Here is a 16,790-nt window from a genome sequence, read left to right on the forward strand (position 1 = left end):
CCCCTACCACCTATTCAACTAGTTCACATCAAGAACCTGTTGCTTTTGCATGAGCTATATTTTTTCCTTTTTATAGTTAATTGCCCTTCACTATTGTTCTTTTAGCTTTCTTTATAATTTTTGAAGTTTCTTTTGTATCAGATTCTTTACTCCATTTTTCACAAAGCATCATGACAAAATCAGGTTGGGTTTTACTGGCATCATTTAACCAATTCCCTACAGAATCTTGTACATACTTTGATGGATCTGATTTCAGTTGGTTTAAAATAGGAAGGGCTTTACTAGGGTTCTGTTTTAAATCTTCGATATGCTTGGCCCAAACACCACGAGGACGAATAACTTCCATGGAAAATCTCCGTATATTTTCATCCTCTTCTTTTGCCCATTCGGTTAACAATTCAATACTTTCATCAAGATGTTGCGCTATATCCTCTCTAATAGACATCCAAGAAATTTCTCGAACTCCAAAATGATGATCCCCAGCAAAGGGATAAATATAAGCTAATTTTTCTTTCAAAGAGGAGCTTCCACTTTTATTCATAAACGCTGCCCAACAGCGAACACTATCAGAAGGATGCGTCGCAAATTGTTTAATCATTTCTTCTTTTGTTTGGTCATTTTCTTGCTCTATAGCTGTATTCAATAGTTCACCAGTTAAACGAATTGCTTTCATTCCCGATTCAGCATTCTGTTTTAACATTTCTTCTACTATACTTTCTAATTTATGAGATAATCCTACTTTAGGTAAAACATGTTTCACTAACGTAATATGATTGATCCCCAACCATTCAGTTAAATTCACACTCTCTATTTCTCCTTCATTCAATAACGTTAGTACCTCTTCAGGGATTTCACTAACTTTTCTAGCCCCTTTTCTGTTTACTATGTCTATATGAATTGGCATGAAGACTTCCTCCCACTATAATCATTTTTCCAAAGTAAGTTTATTATACTAATAATTTCTATTTAATTTAAATAATTCACTTAAATATGGACAAATAGAGAAAAGCTTTTGACAAAGTAAAAAAAGATTAGGACTCAAATTCATTGAGTTCCTAATCCTTTTTATCGTTTTTCTTCATTGGGTTCCACATGAACATGAACTTCATATACGCCCTGCTCATGTATCATTTTATCTTCAACATGACAAGCTACATCATGAGCCTCTGTAATATCTAAATTTGCATTGACTAGAATGACAACATCGATGACTTCATTGTTGCCATAATTTCTGCCTCTAATTTCTTTAATACCAATGACACCGTCTAACTTTAAAATAATATTTTTGTAGTTTTGAAGTATTTGCTCATCAAATCCGTCAGATAGTTCATGAGAAGCTTCTTTGAAAATATCCCAAGCGGTTTTACAAATTAAAAAACCTACAATAATAGCTGTTACTGTATCTAACCATGGCATATGTAATTGTGATCCAAATATCCCTACTGCTGTTCCAATACTTACCCATGCATCTGATAAGTTGTCTTTGGCAGCGGCCATAACGGCTTTACTATTTATCTTGTCAGCCAATTTTTTGTTATAACGATATACAAAATACATGACCAATGCTGATCCAAGTCCTATATACGCTGCGAAAATGTCAGGTGATTCTTTTCCACCTTGAAAAATGGAAGTACATGCACCAAATAATACTTGAATACCTACTGCCATCATAATAAACGAAGCTACCATAGAGGCAATGGTTTCACTTTTCCAATGGCCATATCGATGATCATGATCGGCAGGTTTTTGTGAAAGCTTCAGACCTATAAGTACTGCAATTGAGGCAATAATATCAGTCGTATTATTTAGCCCATCCGCCTTTAAAGCTTCTGACCCACTCATGTAGCCAATACCAACTTTTACTACGGACAAAATTATATAAGCAATAATACTTATCATGGCACCACGTTCACCTAATTTAAGATTATTGTATTTTTCTTCTTCCAATTCATTACCTCCCACTTACGTACTTTTTTATAATAACAGCCCCACCCCGAGTGGGTCTACAGCAACCTTTTTGCCTAAGCCTACATAAGTGGAAGGGATATAAAAGAGTTGTTTATAGGAAAAATTCATTTCCTAAAGAAGTAGTATTCGGCCACTCCAACATTTATTTCAATATATTATTTTTACCCCTAACTTTCTTCGTATGGATCTCCTCTTACAACTAGAAATTGTTGCAGTTTTTTATGCTTGAATTTACATATACTGCATCGTGAGGTGATGAGATGGACAATGAAAAATTAGTCTGCAAGGCTTGTGGGAAAGATTCTTTTGCAACCGGTCAACTTGGTCATGGGAAATTATCCACTGATAGTAATGTCAGACCTATAGGCTCTTTTATGGCTTCAGGCTCCCCACTTATTTTGTCATTTTGTAAAAATTGTGGTGAAGTGGCATCATTCAAGGTAGCGAAACCTGAAAAGTTCTGATGGAAGGATCTTATGAGGTAAATGATTGAATATGGGGTATCACTCAATTCTAAAAGCGAAGCATCAAGCACAATTCAAAGCCACAAAAATTTTCTCTACGGAGCACGGGCAGGGTCCGACTCCCTTCGTTTCAATCAACTTTTGGGGTGATAAAATAGGTGGACCATACACGACTAAAAATGTTAACAGTTGTCCTATCAGTTCCCCAAGATCACTATTTATTTTTCGCTTATTTATCCAGCCTCTATTTAGGCATTCACAAAGTAAATATGGAGACAACATGATAAAAGCCGTCGAGAATGTTTCTTCTCGATGGCTTTTGTTTACAGAAGACAGGTTGTCTGTCCTTCTTTATGTCGCATTCGTTCTACTAAAACCAAGACGGGGCATTTTACATAACCTTTCAAGTAACCATTAAGATGTATTCTTTTTGGTTACTTTTTTGTGTGAAGGGCTAAATCAACCCTTTTCTATTGATTTTTTCTTTCACATATCGCTTACCCCATCTAGCAAATGATTCATCTGCTCAAGCTCTTTTCCCTATACGTCTGGATAAATACCTTTAAACTTCCTCTAACGATACATACTATACATATAGAGAGAAAGGAGGGATACTTTATGAGTTATTACGGAGGCAATAACGGCAGCGGTTACGGTTCAACATTCGTTCTAGTTGTTGTTCTATTTATTCTATTAATTATTGTCGGCGCTTCAGTTTTATATTAATCTCCCATTACTCATTTGTCCTTTATAGGAACAAATCGTAATGATAGATAGCCATTTTAAAGCCATTTATCTATCCCAAATCACCAGACTAAAAATCTATTCCCCTTCTCCCAACACAATATTTTCACATTTTCATATGAACCTCTATTCATGAACAATTAGAGAATGGGCGAAGGAGATTAAGGTAAAGGTTATGGCTCTAAATCATCATTTAGTTTAATATTGTCGAGATAAGCCTTATATCTAAATATTAAAAAAATCCGACACTTCTCTGATGATATTGTTCGCCTCTAATGTTCATAACTACTAATACCACTTATTGTGTAAAGGGTCACAATCCTCTTTGTGGCCCTTATTAATTCACACATGTACAATCAAAGCTTCTAACACCAATACGGGAACATCAAGCATTTACATCTGTTATGGCAGGGACATTAATTTCCTTGACACATGAAGCGGGTGATAAATTAACCACACATTGCACAATAGCTACAATATCTTGGACAGGGATACGTGTACCTTCATATAATTGAATGGCCTTTTCTGCTCCTTCCTCATAAGGGACTTCTGCTGCTAGCTCCCCAGGATTAATACAAGTGACAGAAATTTTGTCTTCTCTTAAATGTTCACGTAAAGCATTTGTAATGCCTCGTAAACCGAATTTAGATGTGACAAATGAAACCTGTGCATTGTTTGTATGGTCTAACCCTGCCGTTGAACCAATTAAAATAACTTTTCCATGTTTCGCTTGTCTTAAATTTGGTAAAAGTGCCTGAATATATGTAATAGTGGATGTTAGATTGATATTGATTAAATTTGAAATATCCTCGACTTCATCTCTATCAAATGAATAATCATCCTCGAAGCCACGCTTTTCCCAAACCCCAACATTATAAATTAATACATCTATAGCGATATCTTTTAATTGTTCTTTTAATGACGGTATTTGTTGTTGGCTAGACAAATCAATGGAAAGCCATTGACGATTTACGCCATCATTGATATCTAAACTTTTAGGTCGTGTACGTGAAACTACCCATACAGTATCCCCCTTCACGGGTAAGCCTTTTACAAAAGCGTCGCCTAACCCCTGACTTGCTCCGAATACAATAATATTTTTACTCATTTTTACCATCCTTTCAATACCAGCATTAATTAGTAGATTATAGTAACTTTAACATTAAGTCCATTTTGAGCTAGACTTGGGTCATCAACATTAAAAACAATATGTATGAAATATGAACACGGAGATAGCCTATACTTGTTCGATGAGTCGTTATTAATAATGGCTTGGCAATAAAGCTTAAAAATAAAAAAACCAGGTACTCCGCAGAGCGTCTGGCTTCCTTGTATTGGATTGCGTTTTAAACATAGTTATTGGGGTAATTCAGAGGATTTTTCAAATTCTAGTATATACCCATCTATTTTTGCTTTTTCTAATACTTCCATATATTCTTCTTTTCTTTCATCAAGTCTAGAATCTTGTGTGTTTTGATAACCTGGAAATAGATTGTAATCTACTGGTTTACCCATAAGTCCACCTCTTATTCTCTATTTTTTTACTCATTATAGAATATATTGATATTTTCTGACAATTACTTTCGCTATTTTTGATTACATAGGCTGACATGACATTCCAACTGTCGACTTATAAAAAACTCGTATCTATACTTTATTACCTATACATATTATGCTTCAAAAATCTTACAACGCATAGGTTATGGCCATGCTTGCTTGTATTAAGGAAATGGAGTAATAGACCAGCCAACAAAAAATAGAACTGTCATAAACAAAATAAGATAGCCACCAATAAAGAGTCCCCACTTGCCTAGAGAACGACTGGGTCTCGAAAGGATCGCAATGAACCCAAAAACGATTGTCAAGGTAATGAAATTTTTACTTGTAAATGGAGCACCATAGCCAACGATAATCCAACTATTAACCATGATAAGCGTCCATAGGCCAGTGCTAACACTAGCCCATCCAAAAACGTTGAAAATAATCTTTTTTAACGCACCCAATTCCATAATTTAACCTCCCCTAGTCTCATATGCTTAATCATTGTTAGACTTTGTAGTTGTTCAACCTCAGCTTTTGGCCCTGTAACGACAACCCCATATGTTTTCATATCATGCTGTTTTAAATAATGGATTCTCTCTTTTAGGTCCAGATTTTTATGAGCGGAAACAGCAGTAGCCGTCTCCTCATAATCAACTAGAAAATTTAAGATGGATAAAAAAGTTTGTTCATGAGAAGTAGCACCTTTAAATGGCGACCAATTTGTTTGATCAGGTTGTACAGGATAGCCAATAGGCGATACAACATTCCCATTTGCACTTAGCATGGTGTCCTCTACTCCTGTATAGATTGCTGCCCATGTAACATCTACATTTGGCATTTGCTGAACAACTTGATCTACTGTATATAAATCATTGAAAGAAAGATACGCTTCTACAACGGTTTCATTGGGTAACCCTTTTAATTTTGTTTGCTCCTCAATTGTATTAAATTCTCCTCGATTATTAGGATGTACTAACCATTGATTCGTTTCAGTTGGATATTTTGGATATGATTTTTCAAGTTTTGAAGTAATCTTCTTTCCCACTAAATTATTTAACATATAGCGTGTATCATAATGCTTCACGGGGTAGACCTCGTCACCAATTTGCTTGTATTGCTCAAATGATAATCCCATTGAAAAGAGCGAGAATTCCATATCAAATTCAAGTTCCTCCAATGTCGTATTCGGTTCCGTTACATAAAGAGTCTGACTTGTCACATCCATTAAGGTTGTAGACTTTGTACCAAAAGCATAGTACAAAAAAGTTAGCATATAACAAGTTGGGACAATTAAAAGGGCAATTGTCAGTGTTGTTACAATCAGTTTCCACTTAGATGATGCAATGGCTTTTTTTATAACATTTGTTGAAGGTGCCTCCCCTTTTTCACTATTCTTTGCTTGCTGTAATAATTGTTTATAAGAATCCACCTTTATTCCTCCCTTATAATTAGTGCGCGCAGTTTTTTGCGACCTCGCGCTAAATGACTTTTCACCGTATTCACATTTAATTGCAAGATGTTTGCAGCTTGCTCATTTGTACAGTCATGTACATCACATAACAAAATAATTTGCTTTTCGATTGGTTTAATTTGTTCTAGTAGGTTGATTAATTTCAAATAAGCATCTTGTTCGACTATGATTTGCTCCGGTGTATTGGAATAAATTTGTTCAATTTTATCGGAAGTTACATACCGCTTCTCTTTTCGTGTACTGTCGATATATGTATAGTAAGCTACTTTAAAAAGCCAAGGTTTGATGTCTTGAATTTCTTGGCCAAGAAGGGTAATATGCGCTTTTGTAAATGTGTCCTGAAGCAAATCCTCCGCTGCACTATGATTTTTCGTAAGTGAATATAAATAGCGATATATATCATTCATATAGGTGATATATATTGTTTCAAGTTCCATCTCTTCCCACCTTTCAACCTATCCTCGTATAAAGGCCACAAAAGGTTGCAAATAATTTAAAATTATTTTAAATGTTTACTTCAAAAAAGTGGTAACACATCAAAAAACGGCAAATATCCATACATAATAAATGGATTTTGCCGTTTTATCTATTTTAGAAATCAGTCAGTTTACTTAGAAACACTATTGCCAGACAGTCAAATTATCTGTATAGCAAAACAGTGCCTTACAAACTTCTTCAATGTTCATAAAAGACATAGCTAATCCCGAGCTATTTAATGTGACAAGACAACGCTACGTTTCTCAAACATAAATTAATGAAGATATTTACCTTGTTTTGGGAGAGCAATTTGTTCAAAATTATCTACAAGTTTTTTTAATTCTCTTGTCAATTCTTTACCTTCCATTGGTAATCCATGACCCGTGATCGCAACAGAGGGTTTTAATGCTTCTAATTTTTCAACAGACTTTCGAGCAGCTTGCCAATTCGTTGTTAAATATCTAGGTGGACCACTAATTTCCTTTGTCTGTGTAATAACTTTATAAAGGGATTCTTGTTTGACAGTCACAAATGCATCTCCAACAATAAGAGCTTTATCCTTTTCGCGATATAATGATATATGACCGGGAGTATGCCCAGGAGTGTGAATCCATTGGAAATCTTGCATAAATGGTACACTACCATCTGAAGGAATTGCTTGAATGTTCTCCCCTAAATTAATGGCTTTGTTTGGAAAAAGAGGCGACATTTTTGCCACCAACCCGCTACTTACAGCAGGGTCAGCTTCTGGATAGCTTTCTGTTCCAGTTAAATAGGGCATTTCCAAAGCATGGGCGTAGACAGGGACATTCCATCGGTTTATTAGTTCGATAATTCCTCCCACATGATCAAAATGCCCATGCGTCAGAATAATCGCTTTAGGCCGAGCATTGGGACCAAAACGTTCCTCAACTACTGAAATTATCTCCTCTGCGCTTTTGGGCATTCCTGCATCAATGAGCACAAATTCTTTTGTATTTGGGTCACCATAAAGTACAATATTCACAATTTGAATAGTATATTGATATAAATCAGGCACTACTTCTAGACCAACGCCACTCCCTATAGAAGTTGCCGGAATAAATTTATAGTCACCACCATAATTTAAATCTTTGTCCATATAAACCCTCTTTCTTTATAAATGAAGCCACAACCCGAGGATTGTGGCTTCATCTCTTACTTCTTTTCTATATTAGGAAATGGCTGTTCTTTTTTTTGCTCTTTTTCTTCTTTTATTTCGAGTTCTTCTGGATTCAATTCCATTCCGATTTCCTCTTGCTCTAATTCATTCTTTTGCTTTTCTTTTGTCAATTCATTCACCTCCAATAAGTTTTAACTTATCCTTCTGGTGACATTCTATACTTTTAATTTTATGTTTTCATATAAATATAACGTATAATTTGACAATAAACAGCCAATATAAAACTGCGTAGTGTCTCACTACTTAAAGAGCTGCAGTGATTCCGATCGCTGTGGCTTCTATTAGTGAATGCAATAAATTTTCTTGTCGGCTAGATACTGGTATAACAAAAATTGATACCTCAAATAATTTTTTAAAAATGGGTATTCCATTTCCCTTTTCACTCATACTACTCTTGGATAAAAAAAGGTGAAAACCAGAAAAGGAAGTGAAAGTATGGGTATTCTTGGTGGAAATCCAAAAGATGAACCATTGCATTACGGTGAAGTATTTAGTGTTTGGTCAAGTTTAATTGTAGACTATGGTATGATTTCTGGCTATCAAACGTTTTATAATCACGCTGGAGATGAAGATCTAAAAAAAATCATTGAAGATATCGTCGAAACATGTAAAGAAGAAGTAAAGCAATTAGAAAAGATTTTAAAAACAAATGGGATTGCTTTACCTCCAGCTTCACCTGAAAGACCTGTAGCAAGATTGGAAGATATTCCACCGGGCGCAAAGTTTAATGATCCGGAAATAAGTGCTGCACTTACCGCTGACGTTGCTGCTGGATTAGTTGCATGTAGCCAAGCTATGGGTACTTCTACACGAGAAGATATCGCTTTAATGTATGGTCAATTCCATATGGCAAAGGCTCAACTTGGTGCTAAACTTTTACGCTTGAATAAAAATAAAGGCTGGCTTGTTCCACCACCATTACATGTGAATTACCCAGAAAAATAAAATTAACTCTATTCCCCGAATCGAGGAATATAAATGTATTATAGGCTGTAGCGTGTGACGACGTTACAGCTAGTTTTTTTTATGTATAAGTAATCACAAATGACACACACTATGATAGAGTGTATCGCACGCACTGATTAAGGCTGTGGCGCTAGTTGACCGTCGCAGCCTCCTTAGAGTGATGAGTAGTACACCATTATAATTTACATAAGAGGTGTTTCGGTTGACCACATTAGGAAAATTACTGTATTTTGCTTTCCTTGTAACATTATTTTTAATTACTATGATATGGGACTATTTCATAAATGATAATTGGGCTTTGCTCGAAAATTTATTCTTTTCCTTTTGGGTAGCGAGTTTTATATTTATGGCATTGCTACTTAGAAGTAAAAAAGATGACACAGAAAAAGCTAAAAATAGAAGCTGATTAGAATCATATCTAATCAGCTTTTTTTCTATGTATAGTCTCCTCTTCATTACCCTTTTCACATTAGTTATTTTGATTTAAATATTGATAAATCTTCTACTAATCTACCCACCTATTTCTTAATCAAAGATGAATGATGAATACAACTAGAGATTTAACAAGGAGCTACATATTATATAAAGGTAATCTGCAGATTATATATTTTCTAGTTGCAAGGAGGTGAATACATGCCTTTAACTACTGGTCCAATTGAAAACACAGGAAATCAACCAGCTAATGCAAGTAGTGTTCGTGTTAAAGTTCTTAATCTCACTGGAGGTTTGCTAACTGGCGTAGTAAGAGTTTTTAGACTAAACGGTTCGAGACAATTATTGTCCACTACACCTTTTGCGGCAGTTGCGAATGGTTCTACTTTTGTAACTCCAGGTGTTGGAAGTTCGCCTCAGTATGAAGTTGAAATTGTTCCCAATCAAAATGGCGGAATATATAGCGTTTATGGACGCACAGCTTCAGGTACTATCATTGCTGCCCAACGGTTTGTAAATTCGGAATTAACACAGATTTTCTAGATTTTAGTTCATGCTGAAAAGCCTTATACATTAGTATAGTATAGGGCTTTTCATTTTTTCCTTTGTACCAAAGGATAGTCTCCATTTAAATTTAATGCCTTAAAAGATGTGACTAAACATTTATTAAAAAATATAAGTGGATGGCTGCAAGAATTCCCATCGGATAAATGATAGCTCTTGAAAACGAGTTTTTAAATCCATTTCGAGGATGTCTTTCAAATAATAGGTGTAGGATTGTATGTATGATAAAGAATATATCCAGAACCCAAAAAGTTATTGTTTGATAGGGACTGAATAATAAGGAAAGAATAATGACATAAAGAAAAAGATGAATGACTGTGAAAACTTGATAAGCCTTTGAATCTTCCATATCTTTTAATACGATAAATAATCGCCACTCCGAGCGCCTTATCGCATCCATTTCATGCAAAAGAAATATAGACAGGTTTAATAAAAAAAGGATTAGCAATAAATCAGGCATATAAAACCTCCTCATCTTTATACACCCTATGTTACTATAAAACCATTTTTCAAATTCCAAGTAAATCCTCTAAAATATGTCGATATAAAGTTGTGAATAATGTTGAACTATGAGCTAGAATGTCAAATTACCCTTTTTATGATACAATTTACATATATTACATAACGAGGTGATGGCGTGGAGGATACAAAGTTAGTTTGCAAGTCCTGTGGTAGTAATTCTTTTACGATTGGACAAGTTGGTGGCGATTTTAATCAAGGTAATGTTAGACCTATTGATTCTGTCTTTTCAGTTGGCTCCCCGTTTATTTTTAACTTTTGTAAAGACTGCGGAGAAGTAGCCTCTATTAAAGTAGAAAAGCCACAATTTTTTAAATAATCTAGTTAAATGGGGTCACTCCCATCTCAGTGACCCTTAAGTGGTTTATTAGCCTCCTATATGTCTCTTCAATACTTTCATTAAAGTCGCTCATCCAACCAGTATGGTTACTTTAGCGTTCAACGCAAAATTCTGTTGTAGCTAGCTCCTTTCCATTTATTATTACCGCTAGCTTATGTCGACCTGGATAATGCTTTCGGGTTGTTAAATCTTGAAAATGGTGATTCCGTGTATATTGGTGACTCTCTTTTTCGAAGGTGCGTTCCGTTACTTTGAATAACTTCCTTGAAGTCGTTCCATTTGCTTTGACAAAATCTATCGCATATTCGATACGGAGCTTCTGTGGTGCTGTAGAATTAGTCTGAACTGTAAATGCAAAATCAAGGGTTTGTCCAATCGCCAACCTATCTTTTCCTAGCGCTAACTCATGGATTGTTACATCTGGAGAGTTGTCAAAGCCGAACAAGAAAAGTACCTCAGCATCTCCTTTTCTCAATAAACCTCGACATCCATGCTTAATAATCCAATCTGTTATTGAACTCTCTCCGTGCCATTCACGCGCAAGGCGTTTCACTAGTTCGGGATGGTCCTTGGAAATATCATTTACATTATTAGCGACACTTTTCTGTACATAGACAGATGGATCCTGTTTGAGCAGGTTCAATATCGGTAAGATTGGTGACGGGTCCAATTTGTATATTTCCAATGCCGATGCCCAAGGTAACCTAGGGCGACACCCCTCACTAGCTAATCGTCTAATATGAGGATTAGAATGGCTCGCCCACTCTAACATTTGATCCATCATCTTTTGAGGGTCCTTTGAAATAAAAGGCCGAACAGCAAACTCTGCGCTGGAGAATTCCGTAAACACTTCTAATCCATGAATGGAAGTTTGCCAATCATCTAGTCCATTTACTTCTACAAAATCAGGTAAAAATAAATATTCCACTCCCTTACACTTTGGTGCAATTTTCATCAATATTGATAATGCCTCACAGTAGGATGTCGGCAAAGTTGTCCGTAAAGAAGTACTGATATGCCTAATACGCTGTTTGAATTTTTTCATTTCCCAATCGTCATCATAGATTAAATTCATGAACTTATGTGAATCAAAGGCAGGGTATTCAGCCTGTAATATAGTTATAAATTGATGGAAAAAATCTGTTGTATATTTACCCTCAAATGTGTCAGCCATGACCCATCCCCCTTTTCGTTAACATCACTTCCACTTCAAAGTTGTGTTTGTCTTGTGCCATTTTTTCTCCTTTTATGCTCTTCATGATGTGGTCAATGTACTTTTTATTAAAAGTTCATAAACATTGACTTCAAGTTTTACTATACCGGATAATGGTGACAACTACTGTCACTATTAATTTAGTTTTTTAATGAGGAGGAGCTTTTGATGCACAAGGCGCAAAGACTTATTCAGCTCATGATGAAGGTCAATGAACGTAAAAAGTTTACCATTCAGGAGATGGCTGAAGAATGTGGTGTTTCACGCCGAACAATGATTCGTGATTTAATGGAACTGAGTGAACTAGGTGTACCGCTTTATTCCGAAGTTGGGCCTAATGGTGGTTATCGTGTTTTGCATGAAAAAGTGCTACCACCTATCAGCTTTACCGAACACGAGGCAATTGCATTGTTCTTTGCTTGCCAATCATTACATAATTACAAAGCTCTCCCCTTCAAAAATGAAGTAAATACGGCATTGGATAAATTTTTCTACTTTTTATCAAGTGAGCTAAAGCAAAAGATTGAAAGTATGCAGCAACGTCTTTTATTTTGGGTGCCTCCGCATGAATTAAAAGTGCCCTTTTTAAAGGAATTACTGGAGGCTGCACTTGAACAGCATGTTGTCACAATTTTGTATGAAGCGGCCACTACTAAAAATAGAACTATTCAACCTCTTGGGATCTATACGATGAATGGGCTTTGGTACTGTCAGGCTTATTGTTTCCTAGCAGAGGATTATCGAGTATTTCGCATAGATCGGGTGAAAGATTTTTCTTTAGCTGAAGATCAAAGCCTGAAATTGGACATGACAAATGAGCACATCAAGTCGTGGATCGTGCCAGCGAATGAAGAACATATGTTAGATCTTGAGGTTGAGTTAACACCAGAAGGAGTAAGACGTTGTCAATCAGAACTATGGTTATCCCAGTGGATGGAGCTTCGTGAGAATGGATACGGGAAGATACTCGTAAAAGTGAACTCTTCCTTTACACCGTGGTTAGTCCATTTTTTTCTAGGCTTAGGCACGGAGGCCAATGTAAAACATCCCCCAATAGTACGGGAGCAAATTAAAAGCAAGCTACAGGAACTTATGAAGCAATACAATGAAGAATAAAAACCAGGTTCACAGTGAGCACCTGGTTTTATCTTTTTTGCCGTAGCTTCAAATATTCATGTTCATTTTTCTACTTATCCCCTTCATTCCTATATGTTCGTAAAATGCAATTGCATTGGCATTAAACTCCCAAACATTTAATTCTATAGATGTAGCTCCCCTTGCTTTTGCCCATTCCTTACAACCTGTAAATAATAATCCTCCAACACCTTGATTTTGTAGAGCCTTTCTCACACCAAAATCATGAATATAGCCATATTTACGTCGTACTAAAGATTGAAATGAAGGCGAATGTTCAATGCTAATTATTGCAAATCCTACAACTAATTCATCGTTCTTGGCGATAAAAATATGACTGTTTTGATCTTCAAGTAAGTCTTTAAAATAAGATTCAGGCATAACCGATTCAACGCTTTTAAAAATGGCTGGTTCTTCTATAACATGCTCTTCGTGCCCTTCTCTCACAAGGCTATTCACGGCATAATAATCATTGCTAGTAGCTGTACAAATAGAAATGCTCACAGTTATCTTCCCCCAAAATATCCCTTTTGGTATATTGTAACTTATGACTCATTTTGAAAACCAATCATTTATCGAGATAACGGAGGACGAGCTTTTCCACCTGTGTCTTCAAAGCCTGGTTAGCATAGCGGAGGACTACATCATTACCTGCCGTTGCAATTTGGACATCGCTAAAATATTCATCCACACGATGCCAGCCTACCACTCGTATATGTTGCTGGTTAAGCTGCCTTTTGAGATCAAAATACTCTTGGCGTAAATCTTTTAATAATGCATCCATTAAAGGTACAAACACGATTTTCATTTTAAATTGTTCAGCAAATTGGTAATCATGCTGTACTGATTTTACAGCTAATTCCAACAATAAATACTTGTGTAATAGCTGGCGTTGTTCCGCTTTAATCATAATAATCAGCTTCTAGTTGAGCTGATTGGATATGCTGGATTGGAACACGTCTCGTTGTCAGTAGTGTTTCAAGTAACAGTTCGCTTGTAGATAGGTTGATGGCATGAATGATTCCCGTCCAATACATGATTTTTCCATCGTTCCAAACATTTAATTGAACATCTTGCCGTTGATGATAGGCTGTATCGATTGTTTGCTGTAACTCTTCCAATTCCCACTCTGTCAGCTCTCTTGGTTGCGCTGTATAGACTTCTTTGCATTCCCTTAGTAGATCCAAATGCTCCGGCATCATCATAGATGCCCATTTTATATTACCTCTGTCTTTTATCATTCAATCACTCCTATGCCAAATGACCACCAACTAAGCGATCACGCTTGATGGCTGTCCCTGCTCCAGTAAACGAAACCGCTCGTAACAATGCTGTTGCTCCAAACCTGTTGCGTATGGCATCCATCGTAGGTCCAATGAGCTGCCGTTGTGGTTTTCTTTCATCAAATAAATCCAATTGGATACTATGCTCCCTCTCAAGATTGGATATTCTTACCGATAACTGCCTTGCCGGTTCTCCCGCAAAGTGTTCATCCAGCAATTCTATGCACGTTTTATACATGACAAGTGTTTCATTTGTTGGTGTATCAATCGTTCTAGATCGATGAAACCCTTTGGTCATCGCATTTCGACTATATGAAAGACCCAGGCTAATTGTACGACCAACAAAACCAGCATCTCTCGCTCGCTTCATGACATCCTCACACATTTCTAAAAGCACTACCGATAGATCTTTTCGTGTATGATAATCTCTCATTAACATTTGACCCTTTCCAAAACTTAATGCTCCATTGGTAATTAACGGTTCTCCTAGCTTTGATAGATCAATTCCCCATGCATGATGATATAGCTGATTGCCTATAACACCAAATTGCTCTTCTAAATCATTCAAATCTGCATTGGCTAACCCACCAACTGTTTGAATCCCCATCTTATTTAGGTTGGCTTCCATCTGTTTGCCGATTCCCCACATTTCGGATAAAGGTCTTACTGGCCAAAGCTTTTTTGGTATATCATCGTACGTCCATTGAGCAAAACCCGTTTTCTTTGCTTCAAGGTCCAATGCCAATTTAGCCATTAGCATATTGGGACCTAAGCCAACAGCACTTGGTACATTATATTGATCCAAAATGGCGGCCTGTATTTCTCGAGCTGCTTTTTCAGGTGATCCCCAAAGCTTTTCAGTACCTGTTAAATCGACAAAGCTTTCATCTACACTGTAAACATGTATGGCATCCACAGGAACATAATTAGCGATGAGCCTAGTAATAGTCATCGACATCTGTATAAAAAAGGACATTTTAGGTTCAAATAATTGGATATCGGGATGTTTCGGAATTTCGTAACGTCTGCTGCCAGTCTTGATTTTATATTTTTCCTTCATCAATGGTGATGCAGCAAGGACTACACTGCCTGGTTGGTCGAAATTGGCTACTACAGCGACAGGTGTTTCTAAAATATCAATCCCATGTAGCATAGCGATACAGCTGGCATAAAAGCACTTCATATCTATACACATAATAGGTTTATTCGGCATTTCCTCATAGTTCATACAACCTCACGCTCTTTTCGGAAAACAGGAGTAACCGCGAGAACATTTCTGATGATAAAGGAACGCTTTGCTTGCCTCGTAAAACAAAATGCTTGAAATGAATCGCCAACAATTTTAATGACTCTTACACATCTTTTTGTGACGGAACCATTTTTGGCTATATACATAATGTCCACTAATTGATTGCGCTGCATAGCTTTAATCAGTTGCTCTCTCATCGTAGTTTCCTCCACTATCTCTCAAAATTTTGGTGTACCTTTAGTTTCCATTCCTACAACTAGTAACAGCTTCAGTGAACCCAACTTTATCCAATTTAATGAATGGATTTCCCTTCACTTATCATATGTAAGAACATTTGTTTGTATACATATTAGAACAAACGTTTGTTTTTTGGCAAGATGAAATTTTTGGAAACAAAAAACGGGAAAAAAATAAACTAAATTTTAACATTCATTTTCATGTGTACGATAGGGTTTACCACTTATTTAAAGATGAAATTACAGAAAAACGCGGAAGTATAATGGAAATTTGCTGAAGTGATATTAATATTGGAGATGAAACAGCCATTGGAGCTCACCATGTTTGCTCAACGTAAACATGAAAAATGTGACGTGGAAAATGAATTAACCATCAATTCATTAGATCATATCGAGAAAGCTGATTTCCAATGAAATAAAAAAGCAGAAATGCTGGTTTATCAACATTTCTACCTACTATTGATTCATTTAGAACAAATCCTTTATATTATTCTGCGAAGTTGCCCATAGCAATCGAGATTCTATTCCAGCTGTTGATTTGGTTAATTAGAATGACTAAATCTACATATTCCTTCTCTGTATAATAATTACGAACTCGTTTATATAAATCATCTGGTACACGCATTTCAGACACTAAAGTAATGTGTTCGGTTAACTCTAAAGCGACCTTTTCTTCTTCTGAATAGAATGTACATTCTCTCCAAGCACTTATGCAGAATAGACGCTGTTCAGTTTCCCCCATTTTTTTTGCATCAGCAGTATGCATGTTTATACAGAAGGCACATCCATTTATTTGTGAAGCACGGATTTTAATTAGCTCACGAAGTTTTCTATCGATACCATTCTTTTTCGTGTATTTCTCCATTTCCATCATGATCTGCATGGCATCAGGTGCAATATGATAATAATCCATACGTTGTTCCATGTTACATTCCTCCGATTCAATTAAATTCCTTGATTGATGATCGTTTAGTAAAATTCATTCTT

General features: G+C 36.1%; 24 protein-coding genes. 7 read left to right on the plus strand and 17 right to left on the minus strand.

Going from position 1 to position 16,790, the window contains the following annotated elements:
- Positions 1-76: 76 nt before the first annotated feature.
- Both B3D94_RS20950 and B3D94_RS20955 read right to left on the minus strand, forming a co-directional pair.
- Positions 77-904: a DNA alkylation repair protein gene (locus tag B3D94_RS20950; protein WP_291760188.1), complete on the minus strand. Its 828-nt coding sequence runs from the start codon at positions 902-904 to the stop codon at positions 77-79.
- 161 nt (positions 905-1,065) lie between these two features.
- Positions 1,066-1,947: a cation diffusion facilitator family transporter gene (locus B3D94_RS20955; protein ID WP_291760191.1), complete on the minus strand. Its 882-nt coding sequence runs from the start codon at positions 1,945-1,947 to the stop codon at positions 1,066-1,068.
- A 281-nt stretch (positions 1,948-2,228) separates the two neighbouring features.
- Between B3D94_RS20955 and B3D94_RS20960 the strand changes: the two genes are divergently transcribed.
- Complete coding sequence (locus tag B3D94_RS20960) at positions 2,229-2,432, plus strand: hypothetical protein (RefSeq protein ID WP_193832251.1); 204 nt, start codon at positions 2,229-2,231, stop codon at positions 2,430-2,432.
- Positions 2,433-3,050: 618 nt separating this feature from the next.
- Positions 3,051-3,158, plus strand: a complete 108-nt coding sequence (locus tag B3D94_RS20965; protein ID WP_083244692.1) for a YjcZ family sporulation protein — start codon at positions 3,051-3,053, stop codon at positions 3,156-3,158.
- 403 nt (positions 3,159-3,561) lie between these two features.
- Here the strand turns inward: B3D94_RS20965 and B3D94_RS20970 are convergent, their stop codons facing one another.
- The 7 genes from B3D94_RS20970 to B3D94_RS21000 form a co-directional block, all read right to left on the minus strand.
- A complete protein-coding gene (locus B3D94_RS20970) occupies positions 3,562-4,284 on the minus strand; it encodes an SDR family NAD(P)-dependent oxidoreductase (protein ID WP_069481645.1) in 723 nt (240 codons plus the stop codon).
- 248 nt (positions 4,285-4,532) lie between these two features.
- Complete coding sequence (locus B3D94_RS20975; protein ID WP_193832252.1) at positions 4,533-4,691, minus strand: hypothetical protein; 159 nt, start codon at positions 4,689-4,691, stop codon at positions 4,533-4,535.
- 206 nt (positions 4,692-4,897) lie between these two features.
- Positions 4,898-5,185 carry a hypothetical protein gene (locus B3D94_RS20980; RefSeq protein ID WP_069481646.1) on the minus strand — a complete coding sequence of 96 codons (288 nt, stop codon included), beginning with the start codon at positions 5,183-5,185 and terminating at the stop codon, positions 4,898-4,900.
- Positions 5,167-6,147 (minus strand): anti-sigma factor, encoded by a 981-nt coding sequence (locus B3D94_RS20985; protein WP_069481647.1) that lies wholly within the window; start codon positions 6,145-6,147, stop codon positions 5,167-5,169. The genes B3D94_RS20980 and B3D94_RS20985 overlap by 19 nt, the downstream gene beginning before the upstream one ends.
- Positions 6,148-6,149: 2 nt before the next feature.
- Entirely contained in the window at positions 6,150-6,626 is a 477-nt protein-coding gene (locus B3D94_RS20990) for a sigma-70 family RNA polymerase sigma factor (RefSeq protein ID WP_069481648.1), read from the minus strand.
- Between the two features lie 314 nt (positions 6,627-6,940).
- The gene (locus tag B3D94_RS20995; protein WP_069481649.1) at positions 6,941-7,786 is read right to left on the minus strand and encodes an MBL fold metallo-hydrolase; all 846 of its coding nucleotides are present in this window, start codon (positions 7,784-7,786) and stop codon (positions 6,941-6,943) included.
- 56 nt (positions 7,787-7,842) lie between these two features.
- Positions 7,843-7,977, minus strand: a complete 135-nt coding sequence (locus tag B3D94_RS21000; protein ID WP_269781038.1) for a hypothetical protein — start codon at positions 7,975-7,977, stop codon at positions 7,843-7,845.
- Between the two features lie 325 nt (positions 7,978-8,302).
- Between B3D94_RS21000 and B3D94_RS21005 the strand changes: the two genes are divergently transcribed.
- The 3 genes from B3D94_RS21005 to B3D94_RS21015 all read left to right on the plus strand — a co-directional run bounded on the left by B3D94_RS21005 (position 8,303) and on the right by B3D94_RS21015 (position 9,808).
- Complete coding sequence (locus B3D94_RS21005; protein ID WP_069481650.1) at positions 8,303-8,812, plus strand: DUF3231 family protein; 510 nt, start codon at positions 8,303-8,305, stop codon at positions 8,810-8,812.
- Positions 8,813-9,026: 214 nt separating this feature from the next.
- On the plus strand, positions 9,027-9,239 hold the full coding sequence (locus tag B3D94_RS21010) for an RNA polymerase subunit sigma (RefSeq protein ID WP_232540606.1): 213 nt from the start codon (positions 9,027-9,029) through the stop codon (positions 9,237-9,239).
- A gap of 227 nt (positions 9,240-9,466) precedes the next feature.
- Positions 9,467-9,808, plus strand: coding sequence for an ATPase (locus B3D94_RS21015; protein ID WP_069481652.1), 342 nt, complete (start codon positions 9,467-9,469; stop codon positions 9,806-9,808).
- 112 nt (positions 9,809-9,920) lie between these two features.
- Here the strand turns inward: B3D94_RS21015 and B3D94_RS21020 are convergent, their stop codons facing one another.
- Positions 9,921-10,289 carry a DUF6713 family protein gene (locus B3D94_RS21020; protein WP_193832258.1) on the minus strand — a complete coding sequence of 123 codons (369 nt, stop codon included), beginning with the start codon at positions 10,287-10,289 and terminating at the stop codon, positions 9,921-9,923.
- Between the two features lie 177 nt (positions 10,290-10,466).
- Here B3D94_RS21020 and B3D94_RS21025 point away from each other — a divergent pair, with 177 nt between their 5' ends.
- The gene (locus B3D94_RS21025; RefSeq protein WP_069481654.1) at positions 10,467-10,667 is read left to right on the plus strand and encodes a hypothetical protein; all 201 of its coding nucleotides are present in this window, start codon (positions 10,467-10,469) and stop codon (positions 10,665-10,667) included.
- Positions 10,668-10,779: 112 nt separating this feature from the next.
- Here B3D94_RS21025 and B3D94_RS21030 read toward each other — a convergent pair whose 3' ends face one another.
- Positions 10,780-11,862, minus strand: coding sequence for a DNA alkylation repair protein (locus B3D94_RS21030; RefSeq protein WP_291760206.1), 1,083 nt, complete (start codon positions 11,860-11,862; stop codon positions 10,780-10,782).
- A 207-nt stretch (positions 11,863-12,069) separates the two neighbouring features.
- Here B3D94_RS21030 and B3D94_RS21035 point away from each other — a divergent pair, with 207 nt between their 5' ends.
- On the plus strand, positions 12,070-13,017 hold the full coding sequence (locus B3D94_RS21035; protein WP_069481656.1) for a helix-turn-helix transcriptional regulator: 948 nt from the start codon (positions 12,070-12,072) through the stop codon (positions 13,015-13,017).
- A gap of 48 nt (positions 13,018-13,065) precedes the next feature.
- Here the strand turns inward: B3D94_RS21035 and B3D94_RS21040 are convergent, their stop codons facing one another.
- The 6 genes from B3D94_RS21040 to B3D94_RS21065 all read right to left on the minus strand — a co-directional run bounded on the left by B3D94_RS21040 (position 13,066) and on the right by B3D94_RS21065 (position 16,728).
- Positions 13,066-13,539, minus strand: coding sequence for a GNAT family N-acetyltransferase (locus B3D94_RS21040; protein ID WP_069481657.1), 474 nt, complete (start codon positions 13,537-13,539; stop codon positions 13,066-13,068).
- Positions 13,540-13,603: 64 nt separating this feature from the next.
- Positions 13,604-13,945 carry an aconitate hydratase gene (locus tag B3D94_RS21045; protein WP_291760211.1) on the minus strand — a complete coding sequence of 114 codons (342 nt, stop codon included), beginning with the start codon at positions 13,943-13,945 and terminating at the stop codon, positions 13,604-13,606.
- Positions 13,938-14,276, minus strand: coding sequence for a YolD-like family protein (locus B3D94_RS21050; RefSeq protein WP_291760214.1), 339 nt, complete (start codon positions 14,274-14,276; stop codon positions 13,938-13,940). Before B3D94_RS21050 ends, B3D94_RS21045 begins: the two co-directional genes overlap by 8 nt.
- A 10-nt stretch (positions 14,277-14,286) precedes the next feature.
- Positions 14,287-15,546 (minus strand): DNA polymerase thumb domain-containing protein, encoded by a 1,260-nt coding sequence (locus B3D94_RS21055; RefSeq protein WP_291760217.1) that lies wholly within the window; start codon positions 15,544-15,546, stop codon positions 14,287-14,289.
- Entirely contained in the window at positions 15,543-15,764 is a 222-nt protein-coding gene (locus B3D94_RS21060; protein ID WP_291760220.1) for a transcriptional regulator, read from the minus strand. Before B3D94_RS21060 ends, B3D94_RS21055 begins: the two co-directional genes overlap by 4 nt.
- Before the next feature lie 526 nt (positions 15,765-16,290).
- Complete coding sequence (locus B3D94_RS21065) at positions 16,291-16,728, minus strand: carboxymuconolactone decarboxylase family protein (protein WP_069481661.1); 438 nt, start codon at positions 16,726-16,728, stop codon at positions 16,291-16,293.
- Positions 16,729-16,790: the final 62 nt, after the last annotated feature.

It is taken from the genome of Lysinibacillus sp. UBA5990, from assembly GCF_002429815.1.
GTDB lineage: Bacteria > Bacillota > Bacilli > Bacillales_A > Planococcaceae > Lysinibacillus > Lysinibacillus fusiformis.